The organism is Arthrobacter sp. NPDC089319, from assembly GCF_040684925.1.
GTDB lineage: Bacteria > Actinomycetota > Actinomycetes > Actinomycetales > Micrococcaceae > Crystallibacter.
In genome coordinates, this window is sequence record NZ_JBFBGZ010000001.1 from 351,107 (window position 1) to 368,964 (window position 17,858).

Annotated in this window: 12 protein-coding genes; 10 read left to right on the plus strand and 2 right to left on the minus strand. The window is 65.8% G+C overall.

Features of this window, described 5'->3' with window-relative positions:
* The first annotated feature begins 43 nt into the window (after positions 1-43).
* From AB0N75_RS01700 to rplL, 9 genes are all read left to right on the plus strand, one after another.
* Positions 44-1,150 carry a GNAT family N-acetyltransferase gene (locus AB0N75_RS01700; protein WP_364644173.1) on the plus strand — a complete coding sequence of 369 codons (1,107 nt, stop codon included), beginning with the start codon at positions 44-46 and terminating at the stop codon, positions 1,148-1,150.
* Between the two features lie 83 nt (positions 1,151-1,233).
* The gene (locus AB0N75_RS01705) at positions 1,234-4,953 is read left to right on the plus strand and encodes a nitrate reductase subunit alpha (RefSeq protein ID WP_364644176.1); all 3,720 of its coding nucleotides are present in this window, start codon (positions 1,234-1,236) and stop codon (positions 4,951-4,953) included.
* Positions 4,953-6,728 carry a nitrate reductase subunit beta gene (narH, locus tag AB0N75_RS01710; RefSeq protein WP_364644179.1) on the plus strand — a complete coding sequence of 592 codons (1,776 nt, stop codon included), beginning with the start codon at positions 4,953-4,955 and terminating at the stop codon, positions 6,726-6,728. Before AB0N75_RS01705 ends, narH begins: the two co-directional genes overlap by 1 nt.
* On the plus strand, positions 6,725-7,351 hold the full coding sequence (narJ, locus tag AB0N75_RS01715) for a nitrate reductase molybdenum cofactor assembly chaperone (RefSeq protein WP_364644182.1): 627 nt from the start codon (positions 6,725-6,727) through the stop codon (positions 7,349-7,351). The genes narH and narJ overlap by 4 nt, the downstream gene beginning before the upstream one ends.
* On the plus strand, positions 7,348-8,100 hold the full coding sequence (gene narI, locus AB0N75_RS01720; protein ID WP_364644185.1) for a respiratory nitrate reductase subunit gamma: 753 nt from the start codon (positions 7,348-7,350) through the stop codon (positions 8,098-8,100). Before narJ ends, narI begins: the two co-directional genes overlap by 4 nt.
* Before the next feature lie 48 nt (positions 8,101-8,148).
* A complete protein-coding gene (locus AB0N75_RS01725; protein ID WP_364644188.1) occupies positions 8,149-9,366 on the plus strand; it encodes an MFS transporter in 1,218 nt (405 codons plus the stop codon).
* Between the two features lie 242 nt (positions 9,367-9,608).
* A complete protein-coding gene (locus AB0N75_RS01730; protein ID WP_364644191.1) occupies positions 9,609-10,367 on the plus strand; it encodes a FadR/GntR family transcriptional regulator in 759 nt (252 codons plus the stop codon).
* Positions 10,368-10,689: 322 nt separating this feature from the next.
* Positions 10,690-11,274 (plus strand): 50S ribosomal protein L10, encoded by a 585-nt coding sequence (gene rplJ / locus AB0N75_RS01735; RefSeq protein WP_364644194.1) that lies wholly within the window; start codon positions 10,690-10,692, stop codon positions 11,272-11,274.
* Between the two features lie 70 nt (positions 11,275-11,344).
* Positions 11,345-11,725 carry a 50S ribosomal protein L7/L12 gene (gene rplL / locus AB0N75_RS01740; RefSeq protein ID WP_364644197.1) on the plus strand — a complete coding sequence of 127 codons (381 nt, stop codon included), beginning with the start codon at positions 11,345-11,347 and terminating at the stop codon, positions 11,723-11,725.
* 174 nt (positions 11,726-11,899) lie between these two features.
* Here the strand turns inward: rplL and AB0N75_RS01745 are convergent, their stop codons facing one another.
* Positions 11,900-12,397 carry a YbaK/EbsC family protein gene (locus tag AB0N75_RS01745; protein ID WP_364644200.1) on the minus strand — a complete coding sequence of 166 codons (498 nt, stop codon included), beginning with the start codon at positions 12,395-12,397 and terminating at the stop codon, positions 11,900-11,902.
* An 86-nt stretch (positions 12,398-12,483) separates the two neighbouring features.
* Positions 12,484-13,686: an acetyl-CoA C-acetyltransferase gene (locus AB0N75_RS01750; RefSeq protein ID WP_364644203.1), complete on the minus strand. Its 1,203-nt coding sequence runs from the start codon at positions 13,684-13,686 to the stop codon at positions 12,484-12,486.
* Positions 13,687-14,223: 537 nt separating this feature from the next.
* Here AB0N75_RS01750 and rpoB point away from each other — a divergent pair.
* Complete coding sequence (rpoB, locus tag AB0N75_RS01755; RefSeq protein WP_364644205.1) at positions 14,224-17,742, plus strand: DNA-directed RNA polymerase subunit beta; 3,519 nt, start codon at positions 14,224-14,226, stop codon at positions 17,740-17,742.
* The last annotated feature ends 116 nt before the right edge of the window (positions 17,743-17,858 follow it).

Consider the following 17,858-nt stretch of genomic DNA (forward strand, 5'->3'; position numbering starts at 1 on the left):
ATTGGTAAGACTCAATCACTTGCGAGAGGCCGAAGGAGCAGGCATGCCCACCACGTCGATCACGATCGTGCCGCTGCCGATCCCGGAGACACTAGTTGGTTCAGCCGGTGCGGACTTCACCGCATCCGTGGAGCTGGCCAATCTGGTCACCTGCCTGATTTGGGGGAATAACGATTTCTGGGTCAGCCCGGCGGCTAGGCTGGAGGGTTCCCGCGGCAACGACTACACGGTCACCTACCTCTGGGCTGCCAAGGACGGCGACCGGCACGTGGGCCGTGGCGTGTTGGAACTGTCGCTGCAAGACAACGAACAGAACGGCTATGTATTTGTGGCGGTCCACCCGGAGTACCGACGCCGGGGGATCGGCCGGCGGCTCTTGGCCGAAGCCGAGGCGTTCGCCGGCAGCCGGGGGCGGACCACGCTGCAGGCCTGGAGCGAGCACCCTGCCGGTTTCGAGCTGGAGGGCCCGGATATGGTCCAGGCCGAAACGGGCATCGGTTCGCTGCCCACGGCGTCACCTGCCGTACGGTTCGCCGAGGCCAGCGGCTTCCGGTTGGAGCAGGTGGAGCGGTGCAGTCGCATGCCGATACCCGCCGACCCCGTCGGCCTGGCCGACCAGTTAGCGACCGCCGCGGCGACAGCCGGCGGCAGCTACCGGCTGGTGGAATGGGCCGACAACTGCCCGCCGGATTACCTGGATGGCTATGCTGCCCTCCGCCAGCGGATGAGCACCGACGTTCCGCTCGGAGAGCTCGACTTCGAGGAGGAGGCCTGGGACGCGGCCCGGGTGCGCCACAAGGAAGCGAACCTTCAGCGCATGAACGGTCGAAGCCTGGTGGTTGCAGTCCGGCACGTCCCCACCGGCGAGCTGGTGGGGCATACCGTGCTCGAGTGGTTTCCGGAGCAACCCGAGGTCGTTTACCAGGAGGACACCCTGGTGCTGCGGGCCCACCGCGGCCACCGGCTGGGCCTGTGGATGAAGGCCCGCAACCTGCAGCGCCTCGCGGAGTCCTGGCCGCCGGGCCGCCGGCTGTACACCTGGAACGCGGCGGAGAACAGCAACATGCTGGACATCAACATTGCCCTTGGCTTCACTCCGGCCGGCTACGAGGCCGCCTGGCAAAAGAAGCTGCACGCCTCCCGGCCATAGGGGCCCATCGAAAGCCAGCGGAATTATCCGGGGTGTACCGAAAAGGCTGGTCTTAGTCACATCCTTTCCCTAGGGTGGGCCACATGGCAGCCGGACCGATCAAACCAGGTACAGACGGCAGCGCATCCGACGCGATGCTGGCCGTGGGCAAATTCTTCACCCGCTGGGAAGAATCCGACGACGGCCGGGCCGTCTTCCGCCAAGGCGGCCGCGCGGGCGACGTTTTCTACCGCGACCGCTGGAGCCATGACAAGGTGGTCAGGTCCACGCACGGCGTGAACTGCACCGGCTCCTGCTCTTGGAAGGTGTATGTCAAGGACGGCATCATCACCTGGGAGGCGCAGCAGACCGACTACCCATCGGTCGGCCCAGACCGTCCCGAATACGAGCCCCGCGGTTGCCCCCGCGGGGCTGCTTTTTCTTGGTACACCTATTCGCCCACGCGCGTGCGCTACCCGTACGTGCGCGGTGTGCTGGTCCAGATGTACCGGGAAGCCAAGGAGCGGCTGAAGGACCCCGTGCTGGCCTGGGCAGACATCCAGTCCGACCCCGAGCGCCGGCACCGCTACCAGCAGGCCCGCGGCAAGGGCGGGCTGGTGCGCACCAGTTGGGCCGAGGCGGTGGAAATCGCGGCCGCGGCACACATCCACACCATCAAGACCTACGGCCCGGACCGGGTGGCCGGGTTCTCGCCGATCCCGGCCATGTCCATGGTCAGCCATTGCGTCGGCACCCGTTTCATCCAGCTGATCGGCGGGGTGATGACCAGTTTCTACGACTGGTACGCGGATCTCCCGGTGGCCAGCCCGCAGGTCTTCGGCGACCAGACGGATGTGCCCGAATCCGGGGACTGGTGGGATTCCACCTACCTGATGATGTGGGGCTCCAACGTTCCCGTGACCCGCACGCCGGACGCGCACTGGATGGCGGAGGTCCGCTACCGGGGCACCAAGGTGGTCACCGTGAGCCCGGACTACGCGGACAACACCAAGTTCGCCGATGACTGGCTGCCTGCGCAGGCCGGCACCGATGCGGCGCTGGCCATGGCCATGGGACATGTGGTGCTGAAGGAGTTTTTCGTGCAGCGCGAGGTCCCGTTCTTCACCGACTACGTCAAGCAGTACACCGACCTGCCGTTCCTGATCACGCTGACTCCCTCGCCGGACGGATCGTCGCTGGTGCCCGGAAAGTTCCTCACCGCGGCCGACCTGGCGGAGGAAGCCTCGGCCGAGGACGCCGAGTGGAAGACCGTGCTGCTCGATGAGGTCAGCGGTGAACCGGTAGTGCCGAACGGCTCCATGGGCTTCCGCTACAACAAGACCGATGCGGGCAAATGGAACCTGGATCTGGCCGGCGTCCGTCCGCAGCTGAGCCTGTACGCTCCGGGCACCGAAGCCCGGGAAGTTCTGCTGCCCTGCTTTGAGGCCCCGGACGGGTCGGGATCCGTGCTGCGCCGCGGCGTGCCGGTCCGGCAGGTGGGGGACAAGCTCGTGACCACGGTCTATGACCTGATGCTGGCGCAGTATGGAGTGGGCCGGGACGGCCTGCCCGGCGAATGGGCGGGGGATTACGACGACGGATCCACGCCTTACACTCCCGCGTGGCAGGAAGCGATCACCTCGGTTCCGGCGAAGAAGTGCATCAAGATTGCCCGCGAGTTTGCCCGCAACGGGGAACAATCCAAGGGCCGCTCGATGATCATCATGGGGGCCGGCATCTGCCAGTGGTTCCACGGTGACGCCACCTACCGGTCGATTCTCTCGCTGCTGCTGCTGACGGGATCGATGGGCCGCAACGGCGGAGGCTGGGCACACTACGTGGGTCAGGAGAAGACCCGGCCCATCACCGGCTGGGTATCGCTGGCCAACGCGCTGGACTGGTCCCGCCCGCCGCGGACGATGACGGGAACCTCCTACTGGTACATGCACACCGGCCAGTGGCGCAATGACGGCTACTCCGCCGGATCGTTGAGTTCGCCGCTGGCCGAGGGGAACCTGGCCGGCATGCACACCGCGGACACCATCTCGCAGTCCGCGCGGCTGGGTTGGATGCCGTTCTATCCGCAGTTTGACCGGAACCCGCTGGCGGTGGCGGAGGAAGCCGAAGCCGCCGTCGCCGCGGGCCAGGCGGACGACGCCGCCGGGTACGTCGCCGCCCGGCTGGCCGACGGCGCGCTGACACCCGCCGTCGAAGATGTGGATGCGCCGGAGAACTGGCCACGGACGCTGATGCTTTGGCGCTCCAACCTGATGGGGTCCTCGGCCAAGGGCAACGAATACTTCCTGAAGAACCTGCTGGGCACCCACCACAACGTGCTGGGCAACGAGGCCGAGGCCGGCATGACCCGCCCGAAGGAGGTCAGATGGCACGAGGAGACACCGGAGGGCAAGCTGGATCTGCTGTGTTCGGCGGACTTCCGGATGACCTCCACCACGCTGCTCTCCGACGTGGTGTTCCCGGCCGCCACCTGGTACGAAAAGCACGACTTGTCCTCCACCGACATGCATCCCTTTGTGCACGCGTTCACGCCGGCCATTGACCCCCCGTGGGAGACCAAATCGGACTTCGAGATGTTCCACCTGCTGGCCCAGGAGTTCTCACGCCAGGCCGCAACGCATCTGGGCGTGCGCAAGGACCTGGTCAGCGTGCCGCTGCAGCACGACACCAAGGGGCAGATCGCCCAGCCCGGCGGCGTGGTCCGGGACTGGCGGGACGGAACCACGGAACCGGTGCCGGGCAAGACCATGCCGAACTTCGCCGTCGTCGAACGCGACTACACGGCCATCGCAGACAAGCTTGCCGCCGTCGGACCGCTGGCGGACCAGCTCGGCTTCACGGTCAAGAACATCACGTACAAACTCGATCACGCCTTGGACTGGCTGGCCCAGAAGAATGGCGTGATGCTCGGCGGCGCCGCGGACGGACGCCCGGCCATCGAGACGGACGCCAAGCTCGCCGAGGCGATCCTGACCTTCTCCGGCACCACCAACGGCGAACTGGCGGTGCACGGCTTCCGGGAGCTGGAGAAACAGACCGGCCGGGACCTGGTGGACCTGGCCCTGGGGTCGGAAGAAAAGCACATCACGTTCGCCGACACCCAGGCTGCACCGGTGCCGGTGATCACCTCGCCCGAGTGGTCGGGCTCGGAGACCGGCGGTCGGCGCTACGCACCCTTCACCACCAACATCGAACGGCTCAAACCGTTCCACACCTTGACCGGCCGGATGCATTTCTTCCTGGACCATGACTGGATGCGCGACCTCGGCGAGGCGCTGCCCATCTACCGCCCGCCGCTGGATATGCACCGGCTTTTCGGCGAGCCGAAGCTTGGCCGGGACGGCTCTAAGGAGATCACGGTCCGCTACCTGACCCCGCACAACAAGTGGTCCATCCATTCCGAATACCAGGACAACCTGTTCATGCTCTCGCTCTCCCGCGGTGGCCCGGTCTGCTGGATCAGCCAGGAGGACGCCGCGTCCATCGGGGTGCTGGACAACGACTGGGTCGAGTGCGTGAATGCGAACGGCATGTTTGTCTGCCGGGCGATCGTCAGCCACCGGATGCCGGAAGGCGTGGTCTACGTCCACCATGCCCAGGAGCGCATTATCGACGTACCAAAATCCGAAGCCACCGGCCGGCGCGGCGGCATCCACAACTCGGTGACCCGGCTGCTGGTCAAGCCCACGCATTTGATCGGCGGGTACGCCCAACTGGCCTACGCCTTCAACTACCTGGGCCCCACCGGAAACCAGCGGGACATGGTCAGCACCATTCGCAAGCGTTCGCAGGAGGTCAGGTACTGATGAAAGTCATGGCTCAAGTCGGTATGGTGATGAACCTGGACAAGTGCATCGGCTGCCACACCTGCTCCGTCACCTGCAAACAAGCCTGGACCAACCGCGCCGGCACCGAATACGTCTGGTTCAACAATGTGGAGACCCGGCCGGGGCAGGGTTATCCGCGGCGCTATGAGGACCAGGACCGGTGGCGCGGCGGCTGGGAGCTGAACCGCCGCGGCCGCCTGAAGCTCAAGGCCGGCGGCCGGGTCAAGAAACTGCTGGGCATCTTCGCCAGTCCCGTCCAACCCGAGCTCAACGACTACTACGAACCATGGACCTACGACTACGAGACGCTGACCGAAGCGCCGCTCGGCGACGACTTCCCGGTGGCCCGGCCCAAGTCCCTGATCACCGGCGAGGACACCAAGATCGAATGGTCCGCGAACTGGGACGACAACCTGGGCGGTACTTCGCAGCTAGGCCACCTGGACCCGATCGTGGAGAAGATCCGCAGGGACTCCGAAGACAAGATCAAATTCGAGTTCGAACAGACTTTCATGTTCTACCTGCCGCGGATCTGCGAGCACTGTCTGAACCCCTCCTGCATGGCCTCCTGCCCGTCCGGGGCCATCTACAAGCGCGAAGAAGACGGGATCGTGCTGGTGGACCAGGACCGGTGCCGCGGCTGGCGCCAGTGCATCACGGGCTGCCCGTACAAGAAGATGTACTTCAACCACAAGTCCGGCAAGGCCGAGAAGTGCACGTTCTGCTACCCGCGCATCGAAGTAGGCATCCCCACGGTGTGTTCGGAGACCTGCGTGGGCCGGCTGCGCTACCTCGGGATTTTCCTGTACGACGCCGATGCGGTCACCGAGGCAGCGTCGGTCCCGGACGAGAGGGATCTCTACCAGGCCCAGCTGGACCTGATGCTGGACCCGAACGACCCGGAGGTCATCGCCGCCGCCCGTGCCGAAGGCATCCCCGAAGACTGGCTGGACGCCGCCCGGCGCTCGCCGGTCTATCACCTGGCGAAGGTCTACAAAGTGGCGCTGCCGCTGCACCCGGAATACCGGACCATGCCGATGGTCTGGTACGTGCCGCCGCTCTCGCCGGTGGTTGACCTGCTCAGCGACCAGGGCCACGACGCCGAGGACGCGGACAACTTGTTCGGGGCCATCGAAGCGCTTCGCGTCCCGGTCGAGTATCTGGCCGAACTGTTCACCGCCGGCGACACGGAGATCGTCACCGGCGTGCTGCGCAAGCTGGCGGCCATGCGCGCCTACATGCGCGGCATCAGCCTGGGCAACGACGCGGAAGAGTCGATCGCCGGCTCGGTGGGCATGAATGGCGAGCGGATGTACGAAATGTACCGGCTGATGGCGATTGCGAAGTACAACGAGCGCTATGTCATTCCCAAAGCGCACGTCGAACAGGCGCACAACTTGGAGGAGATCGGCTGCTCGCTGGATTTCGAAGACGGTCCCGGTATGTACGCATCGGAAGCCTTCGGTGAAGCCAGCGGACGGCCTACGCCGGTAGCGGTGGAGAACTTCTACGCGCTGAAGCAACGCCAGACCACCGCCGGCCATGCCGAACCCGGGGAACTGCGTGGCCGGGTCAATCTGCTCAACTGGGACGGCCGCGGCGTGCCGCGCGGGATGTTCCCCGAGCAGGACACCCCGCAGATGTCTCCGGATTCGCCCGCCCATGAAGGCGGCGCCGCCGGACCCGGCCCGGACGCCGGTGGGCCGAGCGACCAGGCCGGACCGAGCGGCAACCCGTTGGAGAGCCGGCCATGACGCGGCGAAACCGGGTCACCTATCTGGCGGCGTCCTGGTGCCTGTCCTACCCGGACCAGGAGCTGATGGGCCGGATTCCACTGATCCGCCGGGCGGTCGCCGAGTTTCCCGGGCTGGACCGCCCTTTCCGCGACGTGCTGCAGGCGCTCACCACCATGCCACTAGAGGAGTCGCAGGCCCGCTACGTCCAGGAGTTCGATCTCAGCCGCCGGCATGCGCTTCACCTGTCCTACTGGACCGACGGCGACACGCGGCGCCGCGGCGAGGTCCTGGCCGGTTTCAAGCGGGTCTACCGGGACAGCGGCATGCTGGTGGACCTGCACGGTGAACTTCCCGACTACCTGCCCATGGTGCTTGAGTTCGCTGCCACCGTGGATCTGGACGTCGGCCGCAAGGTGCTGAGCGACTACCGGCCCAGCCTGGAAATGCTGCGGTTGGCCCTGGTGGACGACAACCTTCCGCACGCCGCCGTGTTGCAGGCGGTCTGCGACTCCCTGCCGGGCAAATCACCCGCCGACCGCCAGCAGATCATGAAAATGGCTGGCTACGGACCGCCTGCCGAGACTGTGGGACTGGACCCCTACGACCCCCGGCTGCTCCCACTCGCAGGAGGAGAACAATGACCGACATCGTGCTCTGGGGCGTGCTGCCCTATGTTATGGTCGCGATTCTGGTGGGCGGCAGCATCTGGCGCTACAAATACGACCAGTTCGGCTGGACCACGCGGTCCTCCCAGCTGTATGAATCCAAGCTGCTGCGGATCGCTTCGCCGGTGTTCCACTTCGGCATCCTGGCCGTCATCGCCGGCCACTTCTTCGGCTTGGTCATCCCGAAGAGCTGGACCGAAGCCGTCGGCATGAACCAGGACTTCTACCACTTCAACGCGCTGTTCGTCGGCGGCATAGCCGGCATCTGCACCCTGGGCGGCATCATCTTGCTGATTGTCCGACGCCGGACCACCGGTCCGGTCTTCATGGCCACCACCAAGAACGACAAAACCATGTACGTGGTGCTGGTGGCCGCGATCGTGTTCGGCCTTTGGACCACGCTGGCCAGTGTCTTCCTGGGCGGACACGGGCATAACTACCGGGAGACGGTTTCCCCGTGGTTCCGCTCGCTGTTTATCTTCCAGCCGGACATCGGGTCCATGGCAGCTGCTCCGTTCTCCTTCCACCTGCACACGCTGGTGGGCATGCTGTTGTTCGCCATCTGGCCTTTCACCCGGCTGGTGCACGCCTTCACGGCTCCGTTCCACTACCTGTTCCGGCCGTACATCGTCTACCGCAGCCGCGACGTCCGCACCGCCCCCGGCGCCCGCGGCCGCCAGCCGGGATGGCAGCCGGTCGGCACCAGGGACAGGGACCGGCGGTAAATCCGGCAAGGTTGCGACGGCACCGGCAGGCACTACGGAAGGGACATCGTGGAGACAGTGAGCAAGGGCGCAACCAAGAACCTGGTGCTGGCCACGGCGGCTTCGCTGACGGCGTTCTGGGCGTGGACCATCATCGCGCCGCTGAGCGCGGCCTATACCCAGCAGATGGACCTGACCACGTCGCAGACCTCAATCGTGGTGGCCATGCCGGTCTTCGTCGGATCGCTGGCCCGGATCGTCGTCGGGTCCCTCACCGACCGTTTCGGCGGCCGGATCATGTTCACCGTGGTGCTGCTCAGCACCGTTCCGTCCGTGCTGTTGGTGGCGCTGGCCGGCTCCCTCCAGTCCTATCCGCTGCTGGTGGTTTTCGCCTTCTTCCTCGGCGTGGCCGGCACTGTCTTTGCCGTCGGCATCCCGTTCGTGAGCCCGTGGTATCCGAAGTCGCGCCGCGGTTTTGCCACCGGCGTCTTCGGCGCCGGCATGGGCGGCACCGCACTGTCCGCTTTCCTCACGCCACGGCTGGTGGCATGGATCGGCTATTTCCCCACCCATCTGTTGGTGGCCGCACTGCTGGTTGCGGTAGCCGTCGTCATCTGGTTCACCATGGAGGAAGCTCCCAGCTGGGAAGCCAACCGAAACCCGGTAATTCCAAAGTTGAAGGCCGCGGCCAAATTACGGATCACCTGGGAAATGTGCTTCCTCTACGCCGTGGTGTTCGGCGGGTTCGTCTCCTTCAGCAATTATCTGCCGACCTACCTGAAGGATGTGTACGAGATGGATCCCACCGGGGCCGGCACCCGGACCGCGGGCTTCGCCTTGGCCGCAGTGCTGCTCAGGCCGGTTGGCGGCATCCTTGCGGACAAGATCGGCCCCAAGCCGGTGGTGCTCTTCTCGCTGGGCGCCGTGGTGGTCCTCGCCTTTGTGGTAAATATGCGGCCAGGGGCTGAAATTCCGGCTGGCCTGACCTTCCTGGCTATGGCTGCCGCACTCGGCTTAGGTACCGGCGGCGTGTTCGCCTGGGTGGGAATCAGCGCGCCGCCCGAGCGGGTCGGGTCGGTGACCGGAATCGTCAGCGCGGCGGGCGGGCTGGGCGGATACTTCCCGCCGCTGGTCATGGGCGCTACCTACAATGCCGAAGACAAGAGCTACGCCATCGGACTCCTGCTGCTGGCCGCCACGGCGCTGGTCGCATTCGCCTACACCACCACATTCATGAAGGGGCGCCGCAAGCCCGCGGAGGAACCCGCCGGGTCGGGAGCCGGCTGAAACTTCGGCGAACCGCGGGAGCTGACTCCCCGCCCGAACGGGCCTTTCCGCATGGATTGGGCCATGGCCCGGAGCAGCCACTGCGCCCGGAACCGCCGCCCCGTCCGGAACCGATTCCGGCGTTCTGTGACGTCACAAAGCGCCTGTGGCGCGCGGCCGTAATGCTACCTCTCAGTAACCTCAACACACGGTTAAGATCATTGCGCACCGGCATCCGCGCCGGGAGTGACAGGAGCGGGCGCATGGAACACAAGACACTGGTGGACACAGTGGCGGAGAAGCTGTTGGAGGACATTGTCGCCGGCCGTCTGGCACCGGGAGACGCGCTGCCGGCTGAAGCGGACATCGCCGCCGAATACCAGGTCAGCCGGTTGACCGTCCGGGAAGCCCTCACCATGCTGCGGACCATCAAGGTGATCAGCGTGCAGCGGGGCCGCGGTACCTTCATCACTCCGCCGGACCAGTGGACCTCCGTCGAGGCGATCGTCCGGGCCGCCGCGCACAGCACGGGGAACTCCGTTGCGTCGAAGCAATTGCTGGAGGCGCGGCGCTTGGTCGAGTCGGGGGCCGCGGCGCTGGCCGCGGCTCGCCGCACCGATGCGGATCTGGAGCTTCTGCGCGGGGAACTGGACTCGATGGCGTCAGCGGATGCGGCGGGCGATGCGGAGGCCTTCGTCGAAGCCGACCGCTTGTTCCACGCGCTGATTCTCAAGATGTCCGGCAACACGCTCTTTGCTGCCGTCTTCGTGCCGATGGGCCGGGTGCTGGCCGACGCGCGGCGCGAGGCCTTTGTCGCCGCGAGCGTGCGCGGCCGCACGCTCGCCATGCACCGCAAGGTCCTCGCTGCCGTCGAAAGCGGAGACCAGCAAGGCGCCCGCGAGGCCATGGAGGACCATGTGGGCCAGATCCAGGATGACCTGGACGGCGGTGCGGAGGCCCAACCAGCGGCATCCGCCGGGGGACAGCAGCCCACCGAAGGGCAGCAGGCCGCCGTCGTGTGAACTGCCGGCAGTGGTCGCGGAGCAGAACATGGAGCAGGACCATGCAGCGGAATTCAGGCGAGCCGCTCTCTCGCCTGCGCGCGGCGCCGATTTGGAGTCCGGCGGCAGCATCCCGTAACCTTGAAGAACCAAAGACCGTCGGTCGTTGAAATCCTCCACGTTTTCAACCGAAAGTCCCGTGCCCGGGACGGCCTGCGCAGGTGAACGAAGCGTTGCCCCGCAACCGGCCTGCCGGTGAGGGACCGAAGCCCCGTGCATCTGCATGGGGCGTTTTTTATGCACGCGACCCGAACCACCGGCACTATTCCCCGGAAGGAGGGTTATGGCAACGCCAAACAAGGTGGCAGCCGTTGAAGAAATCACCACTGATTTCAAGGAATCCAGCGCTGCAGTCCTAACCGAATACCGCGGGCTTACCGTTGCACAGCTCAAGGAGCTGCGTGTTTCTCTGGGCCAGGACACCAAGTTCTCGGTCGTAAAGAACACCCTGACTGGCATTGCAGCCAAGGAAGCCGGCATCGACGCGTTCGAAGGCCAGCTTGCCGGACCCACTGCTATTGCCTTCATCAAGGGTGACGCCGTTGCAGCCGCCAAGTCCCTGACGGATTTCGCAAAGTCCAACCCGCAGCTCGTCATCAAGACCGGCTTCTTCGAGGGCAAGGCCCTGGATGCAACCGCCGTTGCTGCACTGGCAGCTCTCGAGTCCCGCGAGTTCCAGCTGGCCCGCGTCGCCGGAGTCCTCAAGGCTCCGATGTCCGCACTGGCCCGCACTCTCGATGCGCTGCGCATCAAGCAGGAGGAGAACGGTGGCGCCGCTGCCGAAGCTCCGGCCGAAGCTGCCGAAGCTGAAGCTCCCGCTGCCGAAGCAACCGAGGCCCCGGCCGAGGCTGCTGCCGAAGAGCAGTAAGACTCTTCACTAACCCAACTCTTGGTGCGGACACACCAGCCGCATCACTTATCAGGAAGGACGCCAAACCATGGCGAAGCTCACCAACGAAGAGCTCATTGAAGCTTTCAAGGAACTGACCATCATCGAGCTCTCCGAGTTCGTCAAGCTGTTCGAGGAGACCTTCGAGGTCACCGCTGCAGCTGTTGCTGTTGCAGGCCCCGCCGGTGGCGGCGCAGGCGAAGCCGCTGCTGAAGAGCAGACCGAATTCGACGTCGTGCTCGAATCTGCAGGCGACAAGAAGATCGCAGTGATCAAGGAAGTCCGCGGCCTGACCTCCCTGGGCCTCAAGGAAGCCAAGGACCTGGTTGACAGCGCTCCGAAGGCCGTCCTCGAAGGCGCCACCAAGGAAGCTGCCGAGAAGGCCAAGGAAGTTCTCGAGGCTGCCGGCGCTACCGTCACCCTCAAGTAAGCTTCTTCAGCTTCTGCAAAGCCCCGCTGCCCTTATTGGGCGGCGGGGCTTTGTGTTTAAGGAAAGGACGACGGCGGTGCCGCGGTCAGCGTAGTCCCGCACCGACGGCGGTGACCACCGGTAGCGGTGCCCACCGACCGCAGGGCCACCTCACGGCGGATGCCGGGGGCCGTGTCAGGCCGGGTCGGAGATATCCGCGACCGTGGCGCCAAGCGCTGAGGTGAGCGCATCGGCGTCGACAAAGGCGGAGTAGCCATGCTCGCCGGCACCCAGCGAAATCCGCCGGCCGCGGATGGACTGGTCGGCGAAGACGGGCCAGGCCGTGCTGCTGCCCAGCGGGGTGATGGTGCCGCGCCGGTAGCCGGTCGCCTCGAAGGCAACGTCGGCGTGCGGCAATGAGAGTTTGTTGACGCCCAGCAGCGAGCGGAGCTTGGGCCAGGAGATCTGGCGGTCCCCGGGGATCAAGGCGAACAGGAAGGAGCCGTCCTTGTGCTTGACCACCAGGGTCTTGACAATGTCAGCTTCGGCGATGCCCAGCAGCTCCGCCGCCTCGGCCAGGCTCCGGGCGCCGGAGCGCTCGGCCACTTCCACCTGGAGCGAGTGCTCTTCGACGCCGGCCAGGAAACGTTGCAGGCCGGCAGGCAGGGCAGGGGCACCGGATTCATTGCTCATGTCCGGTTCAAGTCCCTGCGTCCGGCCGGTATTCCCTCGCCGCCCGGCCGGAACCCCCGTACCCGCCCGAAACTTGGCCCGCGGTCCTAGTCGCGGTACAGCAGCAGCGCTTCGCCCTGGCCGCCGCCGCCGCACAGGGAGACCGCAGCCTTGCCGGTCCCGCGCCGGTGCAGTTCAAGGGCGGCGGTCAGTGCCAGCCTGGCGCCGGAAGCGCCGATCGGATGGCCCAGGGCAATGGCGCCGCCGTGGATATTGCACTTTTCCAGCGGGTAGTCCAAATCCTGAAGCGACTGCACGGCCACGGCGCCGAAGGCTTCGTTGATTTCGATGAAGTCCAACTCCGCGGTGGTCCAGCCGGCCCGTTGCAGGGCCTGCGAGATGGCGTTGGAGGGCTGGGACTGCAACGAGGTGTCCGGTCCGGCAACCTGCCCGGCCCGGCCGACGACGGCCAGCCAGTCCAGCCCTTGGTCCTCGGCGAAACCTCGGGTGGTCACCACTACCGCAGCGGCGCCGTCGGACAGCGGGGACGAGTTTCCGGCCGTGATGGTGCCGTCCTTGGCAAAGGCGGGCCGCAATGGCGCCAGGCCCTCCACCGTGGTCTGCGGACGGACGCCCTCGTCGCGGTCCACCACCAGATCGGCGCCCTTGCGCTGTGGCACTTTGACCGCAACGATCTCGTCGTCGAAGACGCCGCTCTCCGCAGCGGCCGCGGCCCGCTGGTGGGATGCAGCAGCCACTTCGTCCTGCGCTTCGCGGCCGATGCCCAGTTCGCTGTTCCGCCGCTCGGTGGAGACACCCATGGACTCGTGATCGAAGGCATCAGTGAGGCCGTCGTGAGCGGTGGCGTCGAGGGCAGTCATGCTGCCGTACGTCCAGCCCTGGCGGGAACCCGGGAGCAGGTGCGGGCCATTGGTCATGGACTCCTGCCCGCCGGCCACCACCACGCGCGCCTCGCCGGAGCGGATCAGCCGGGCGGCGTCGGTAATAGCAGCCAGCCCGGAGAGGCACACCTTGTTGATCGTCACGGTGGGCACGTTCCAGCCCAGTCCCGCGGCGATGGAAGCCTGGCGGGCAGGATTCTGGCCGGCGCCGGCCTGGATGACGTGCCCCATGATGACCGCGTCCACCTGTTCTGCGGCCACGCCGCCGCGCTCCAGTGCGGCAGCGATGGCCTTGCCCCCGAGCTCGACGGCGCTGAAGGCCGCGAGCTGGCCGTTCAGCCGTCCGTTGGGCGTGCGCGCGCCGGCCAGGATGACGACGTCGTCGCGACTGCTGATGTTCTGGGCCATGGTGTACCTGACTCTTTCTGCGCCGCCGTCCACGCTGACAAACTGCGGCCGGCGGCTGCTGCGATGGGTATGATCTGCTTCACAGATTACCCGTGCCGCGGAACTCGCCAGAAGCCGAGACCCGGAAATGTTGGCAACGGGGTATATGCTGGTGGCGTTGTCCCGGGGAAGACAACCGCGAAGACGCCTTTCGCACTGCGTTTGCACCGCGGCATGCTGCGGTCAGCACTACGCTCCGCACAGCGTTTCGCACAACGCGTGCCGCTCCGATCCCGACGACGGGGGAGCGGGCAACTGGCCCTGCCTCCGTGCTGGACAATCCGCGAGGCAGTCCCGTACACTTAGTATTTGCGTCTTCCCTCAAAACCTTTGGCCTTCATATAGCGGTGGGCTTCGCCACGCCCTATCTGTGTTTAACTGCAGATCGTGCGGCGGGCAAGGATCATATAGCGGATCCAGGTTGTGTCCGGACCTCACCAGGGGTGCCGGCAGTGCGGAAGCGCAGGACAAGCCTGAAGGTCTGTGGAAGGATCCCTCTTGGTCGCCTCGAGCACCTCTAATACCGATACCGCTAACAGCCTGCTGGACGCCTCGTCGAACGACGGCGCAACCCGGCGGCTCTCATTCGCCAAGATTCACGAACCTCTTGACGTTCCCAATCTGCTCGCCCTTCAGACCGACAGCTTCGACTGGCTGGTCGGCAACGAACGCTGGAAGGCGCGCGTAGCCAAGGCTCAGGAAGAAGGCCGCCAGGGCCTGGCCACCACCTCCGGCCTCTCTGACATCTTCGAAGAGATCTCCCCGATCGAGGACTTCCAGGGCACCATGTCCCTGAGCTTCTCCGAGCCGGAGTTCGCCGATCCGAAGTACACCATGGCCGAGTGCAAGGACCGCGACGCCACGTACTCCGCGCCGCTGTACGTCAAGGCCGAGTTCATGAACAACAACACGGGCGAAATCAAGCAGCAGACCGTGTTCATGGGCGACTTCCCGCTGATGACCGACAAGGGCACCTTCGTCATCAACGGCACCGAGCGCGTCGTCGTCTCCCAGCTGGTCCGCTCGCCGGGCGCCTACTTCGAGAAGACCGCCGACAAGACCAGCGACAAGGACATCTTCACCGCGAAGATCATCCCGTCCCGCGGCGCCTGGTTCGAGCTGGAAATCGACAAGCGCGACCAGGTCGGCGTACGCCTCGACCGCAAGCGCAAGCAGTCCGTGACCGTGCTGCTGAAGGCATTGGGCTGGACCGAGGGCCAGATCCTGGAGAGCTTCGGCGAGTACGACTCGATCCGCGCCACGCTGGAGAAGGACGCCACCCAGACCCAGGAGGAAGCCCTCCTGGACATCTACCGCAAGCTGCGTCCGGGCGAGCCGCCCACAGTCGAGGCCGCCCAGTCCCTGCTGGACAACCTGTACTTCAACCCGAAGCGCTACGATCTGGCCAAGGTTGGCCGCTACAAGATCAACCGCAAGCTGGGCATCGACAAGCCGCTGACCGATCCGGACGCCTCGGTCCTGAACAACGACGACATCGTCGCCATGATCAAGTTCCTGGTGGCCCTGCACGCCGGCGAAGCCACCATCCCGGGCAAGCGCGACGGCGCCGACCACGACCTCCGCGTCGAGGTCGACGACATCGACCACTTCGGCAACCGCCGCATCCGCGCGGTCGGCGAGCTGATCGAGAACCAGGTCCGCACCGGCCTCTCCCGCATGGAGCGCGTGGTCCGCGAACGCATGACCACCCAGGACGTGGAGGCCATCACCCCGCAGACCCTGATCAACATCCGCCCCGTGGTGGCTGCGATCAAGGAGTTCTTCGGTACCTCGCAGCTCTCCCAGTTCATGGACCAGAACAACCCGCTGGCCGGCCTGACGCACAAGCGCCGTCTGTCCGCACTGGGCCCGGGCGGTCTGTCCCGTGACCGTGCCGGCATGGAAGTCCGTGACGTGCACCCCTCGCACTACGGCCGCATGTGCCCGATCGAGACGCCTGAAGGTCCGAACATCGGCCTGATCGGCTCGCTGGCTTCCTACGGCCGCATCAACGCGTTCGGTTTCATCGAGACGCCGTACCGCAAGGTCGTCAACGGGCAGGTCACCGACCAGGTGGACTACCTGACCGCGGACGACGAGATCGAGTGCGTCATCGCCCAGGCGAACGCGCCGCTCAGCGAGGACCTGCACTTCGAAGAGGACCTGGTCCTCTGCCGTGAGCGCGGCGGCGGCGGCGAGCCGGTTTTGGTGCCGGGCGACGAAGTCGACTACATGGACGTTTCCCCGCGCCAGATGGTGTCGGTCGCAACGGCCCTGATTCCGTTCCTCGAGCACGACGACGCGAACCGCGCGCTGATGGGCGCCAACATGCAGCGCCAGGCTGTGCCGCTGCTGCGTTCGGAAGCCCCGCTGGTGGGCACCGGCATGGAGCGCTACGCGGCTGTTGACGCCGGCGACTCCGTGGTTGCCGCCAAGCCGGGCGTGGTCACCGAGGTTTCCGCCGACCTGGTCACCGCGCTGAACGACGACGGCACCGAGACCCGGTACCCGATCATGAAGTTCGCCCGCTCCAACCAGGGCAACGCTTACAACCAGCGCGTCCTCGTCTCCGAGGGCCAGCGGCTGGAAACCCGCAGCATCATTGCCGACGGTCCGTCCACCGATCAGGGTGAACTGGCACTGGGCAAGAACCTGCTGGTGGCGTTCATGTCCTGGGAAGGCCACAACTACGAGGATGCGATCATCCTCTCGCAGCGTGTGGTCTCCGACGACGTGCTGACCTCCATCCACATCGAGGAGCATGAGGTTGATGCCCGCGACACCAAGCTCGGTGCCGAGGAAATCACCCGCGACATCCCGAACGTGTCCGAGGAAGTGCTCTCGCAGCTGGACGAGCGCGGCATCATCCATATCGGTGCCGAGGTCGACGCCGGCGACATCCTGGTGGGTCGCGTGACCCCGAAGGGCGAGACCGAGCTGACTCCGGAAGAGCGCCTGCTGCGCGCGATCTTCGGTGAGAAGTCCCGCGAAGTGCGCGACACCTCCCTGAAGGTTCCGCACGGCGAGTCCGGCACCGTGATCGGCGTGCGGATCTTCGACCGCGACAACGACGACGAGCTGCCCCCGGGCGTAAACCAGCTGGTGCGCGTGTACGTGGCGCAGAAGCGTAAGATCACCGACGGCGACAAGCTCGCCGGCCGCCACGGCAACAAGGGCGTCATCTCCAAGATCCTGCCGATCGAGGATATGCCGTTCCTGGAAGACGGCACCCCGGTTGACGTTGTGCTGAACCCGCTGGGTGTTCCCGGCCGCATGAACGTGGGCCAGGTTCTGGAGATCCACCTCGGCTGGGCCGCCAAGCAGGGCTGGAACATCGAAGGCAATCCGGACTGGGCCAAGAACCTGCCGAACCTGCCGCGCCAGACCGGTCCCACCACGGTGGCGACCCCGGTGTTCGACGGCGCCAGCGAGTTCGAGATCACCGGGCTGCTGGATTCGACCACCCCGACCCGCGACGGCGACCGCCTGATCGGTTCGTCCGGCAAGGCGCGTCTGTTCGACGGCCGCTCCGGCCAGCCGTTCCCGGATCCGGTGTCCGTGGGCTACATGTACATCCTGAAGCTGCACCACCTGGTGGACGACAAGATCCATGCGCGCTCCACCGGCCCGTACTCGATGATCACCCAGCAGCCGCTGGGCGGTAAGGCGCAGTTCGGTGGCCAGCGCTTCGGTGAAATGGAAGTGTGGGCCCTGGAGGCCTACGGCGCCGCGTACACCCTGCAGGAACTGCTCACCATCAAGTCCGACGACATCCACGGCCGCGTCAAGGTCTACGAGGCGATCGTCAAGGGCGAGAACATCCCGGAGCCGGGCGTTCCCGAATCCTTCAAGGTGTTGATCAAGGAAATGCAGTCGCTCTGCCTGAACGTGGAGGTTCTCTCCACCGACGGCACCGCGATCGAAATGCGTGACTCGGATGAAGAAGTCTTCCGGGCCGCGGAAGAGCTGGGCATCGACCTTTCGCGGGCCGAGCCGAGTTCCGTCGAAGAGGTCTAGCCGGGCCGGCCGGCCGGCAGAAGGTGCCCAGCGCCCTTCGGCCGGCCAGCCGCTCATCCTCTTTCCGTAACCCGACAGACTTTCAGATTTAGAGAACAAGAGAGAACAGGGACCAT

What these genes read in the sequence shown, in the direction of transcription:
- AB0N75_RS01700 (WP_364644173.1), top strand. Translation starts at nt 44, where the DNA reads ATGCCCACCACGTCGATCACGATCGTGCCGCTGCCGATCCCGGAGACA.
- narJ (WP_364644182.1), top strand. Translation starts at nt 6,725, where the DNA reads ATGACGCGGCGAAACCGGGTCACCTATCTGGCGGCGTCCTGGTGCCTG.
- AB0N75_RS01750 (WP_364644203.1), bottom strand. Translation starts at nt 13,686, where the DNA reads ATGGCCCAGAACATCAGCAGTCGCGACGACGTCGTCATCCTGGCCGGC.
- AB0N75_RS01745 (WP_364644200.1), bottom strand. Translation starts at nt 12,397, where the DNA reads ATGAGCAATGAATCCGGTGCCCCTGCCCTGCCTGCCGGCCTGCAACGT.
- AB0N75_RS01705 (WP_364644176.1), top strand. Translation starts at nt 1,234, where the DNA reads ATGGCAGCCGGACCGATCAAACCAGGTACAGACGGCAGCGCATCCGAC.
- narH (WP_364644179.1), top strand. Translation starts at nt 4,953, where the DNA reads ATGAAAGTCATGGCTCAAGTCGGTATGGTGATGAACCTGGACAAGTGC.
- narI (WP_364644185.1), top strand. Translation starts at nt 7,348, where the DNA reads ATGACCGACATCGTGCTCTGGGGCGTGCTGCCCTATGTTATGGTCGCG.
- rplJ (WP_364644194.1), top strand. Translation starts at nt 10,690, where the DNA reads ATGGCAACGCCAAACAAGGTGGCAGCCGTTGAAGAAATCACCACTGAT.
- AB0N75_RS01730 (WP_364644191.1), top strand. Translation starts at nt 9,609, where the DNA reads ATGGAACACAAGACACTGGTGGACACAGTGGCGGAGAAGCTGTTGGAG.
- rplL (WP_364644197.1), top strand. Translation starts at nt 11,345, where the DNA reads ATGGCGAAGCTCACCAACGAAGAGCTCATTGAAGCTTTCAAGGAACTG.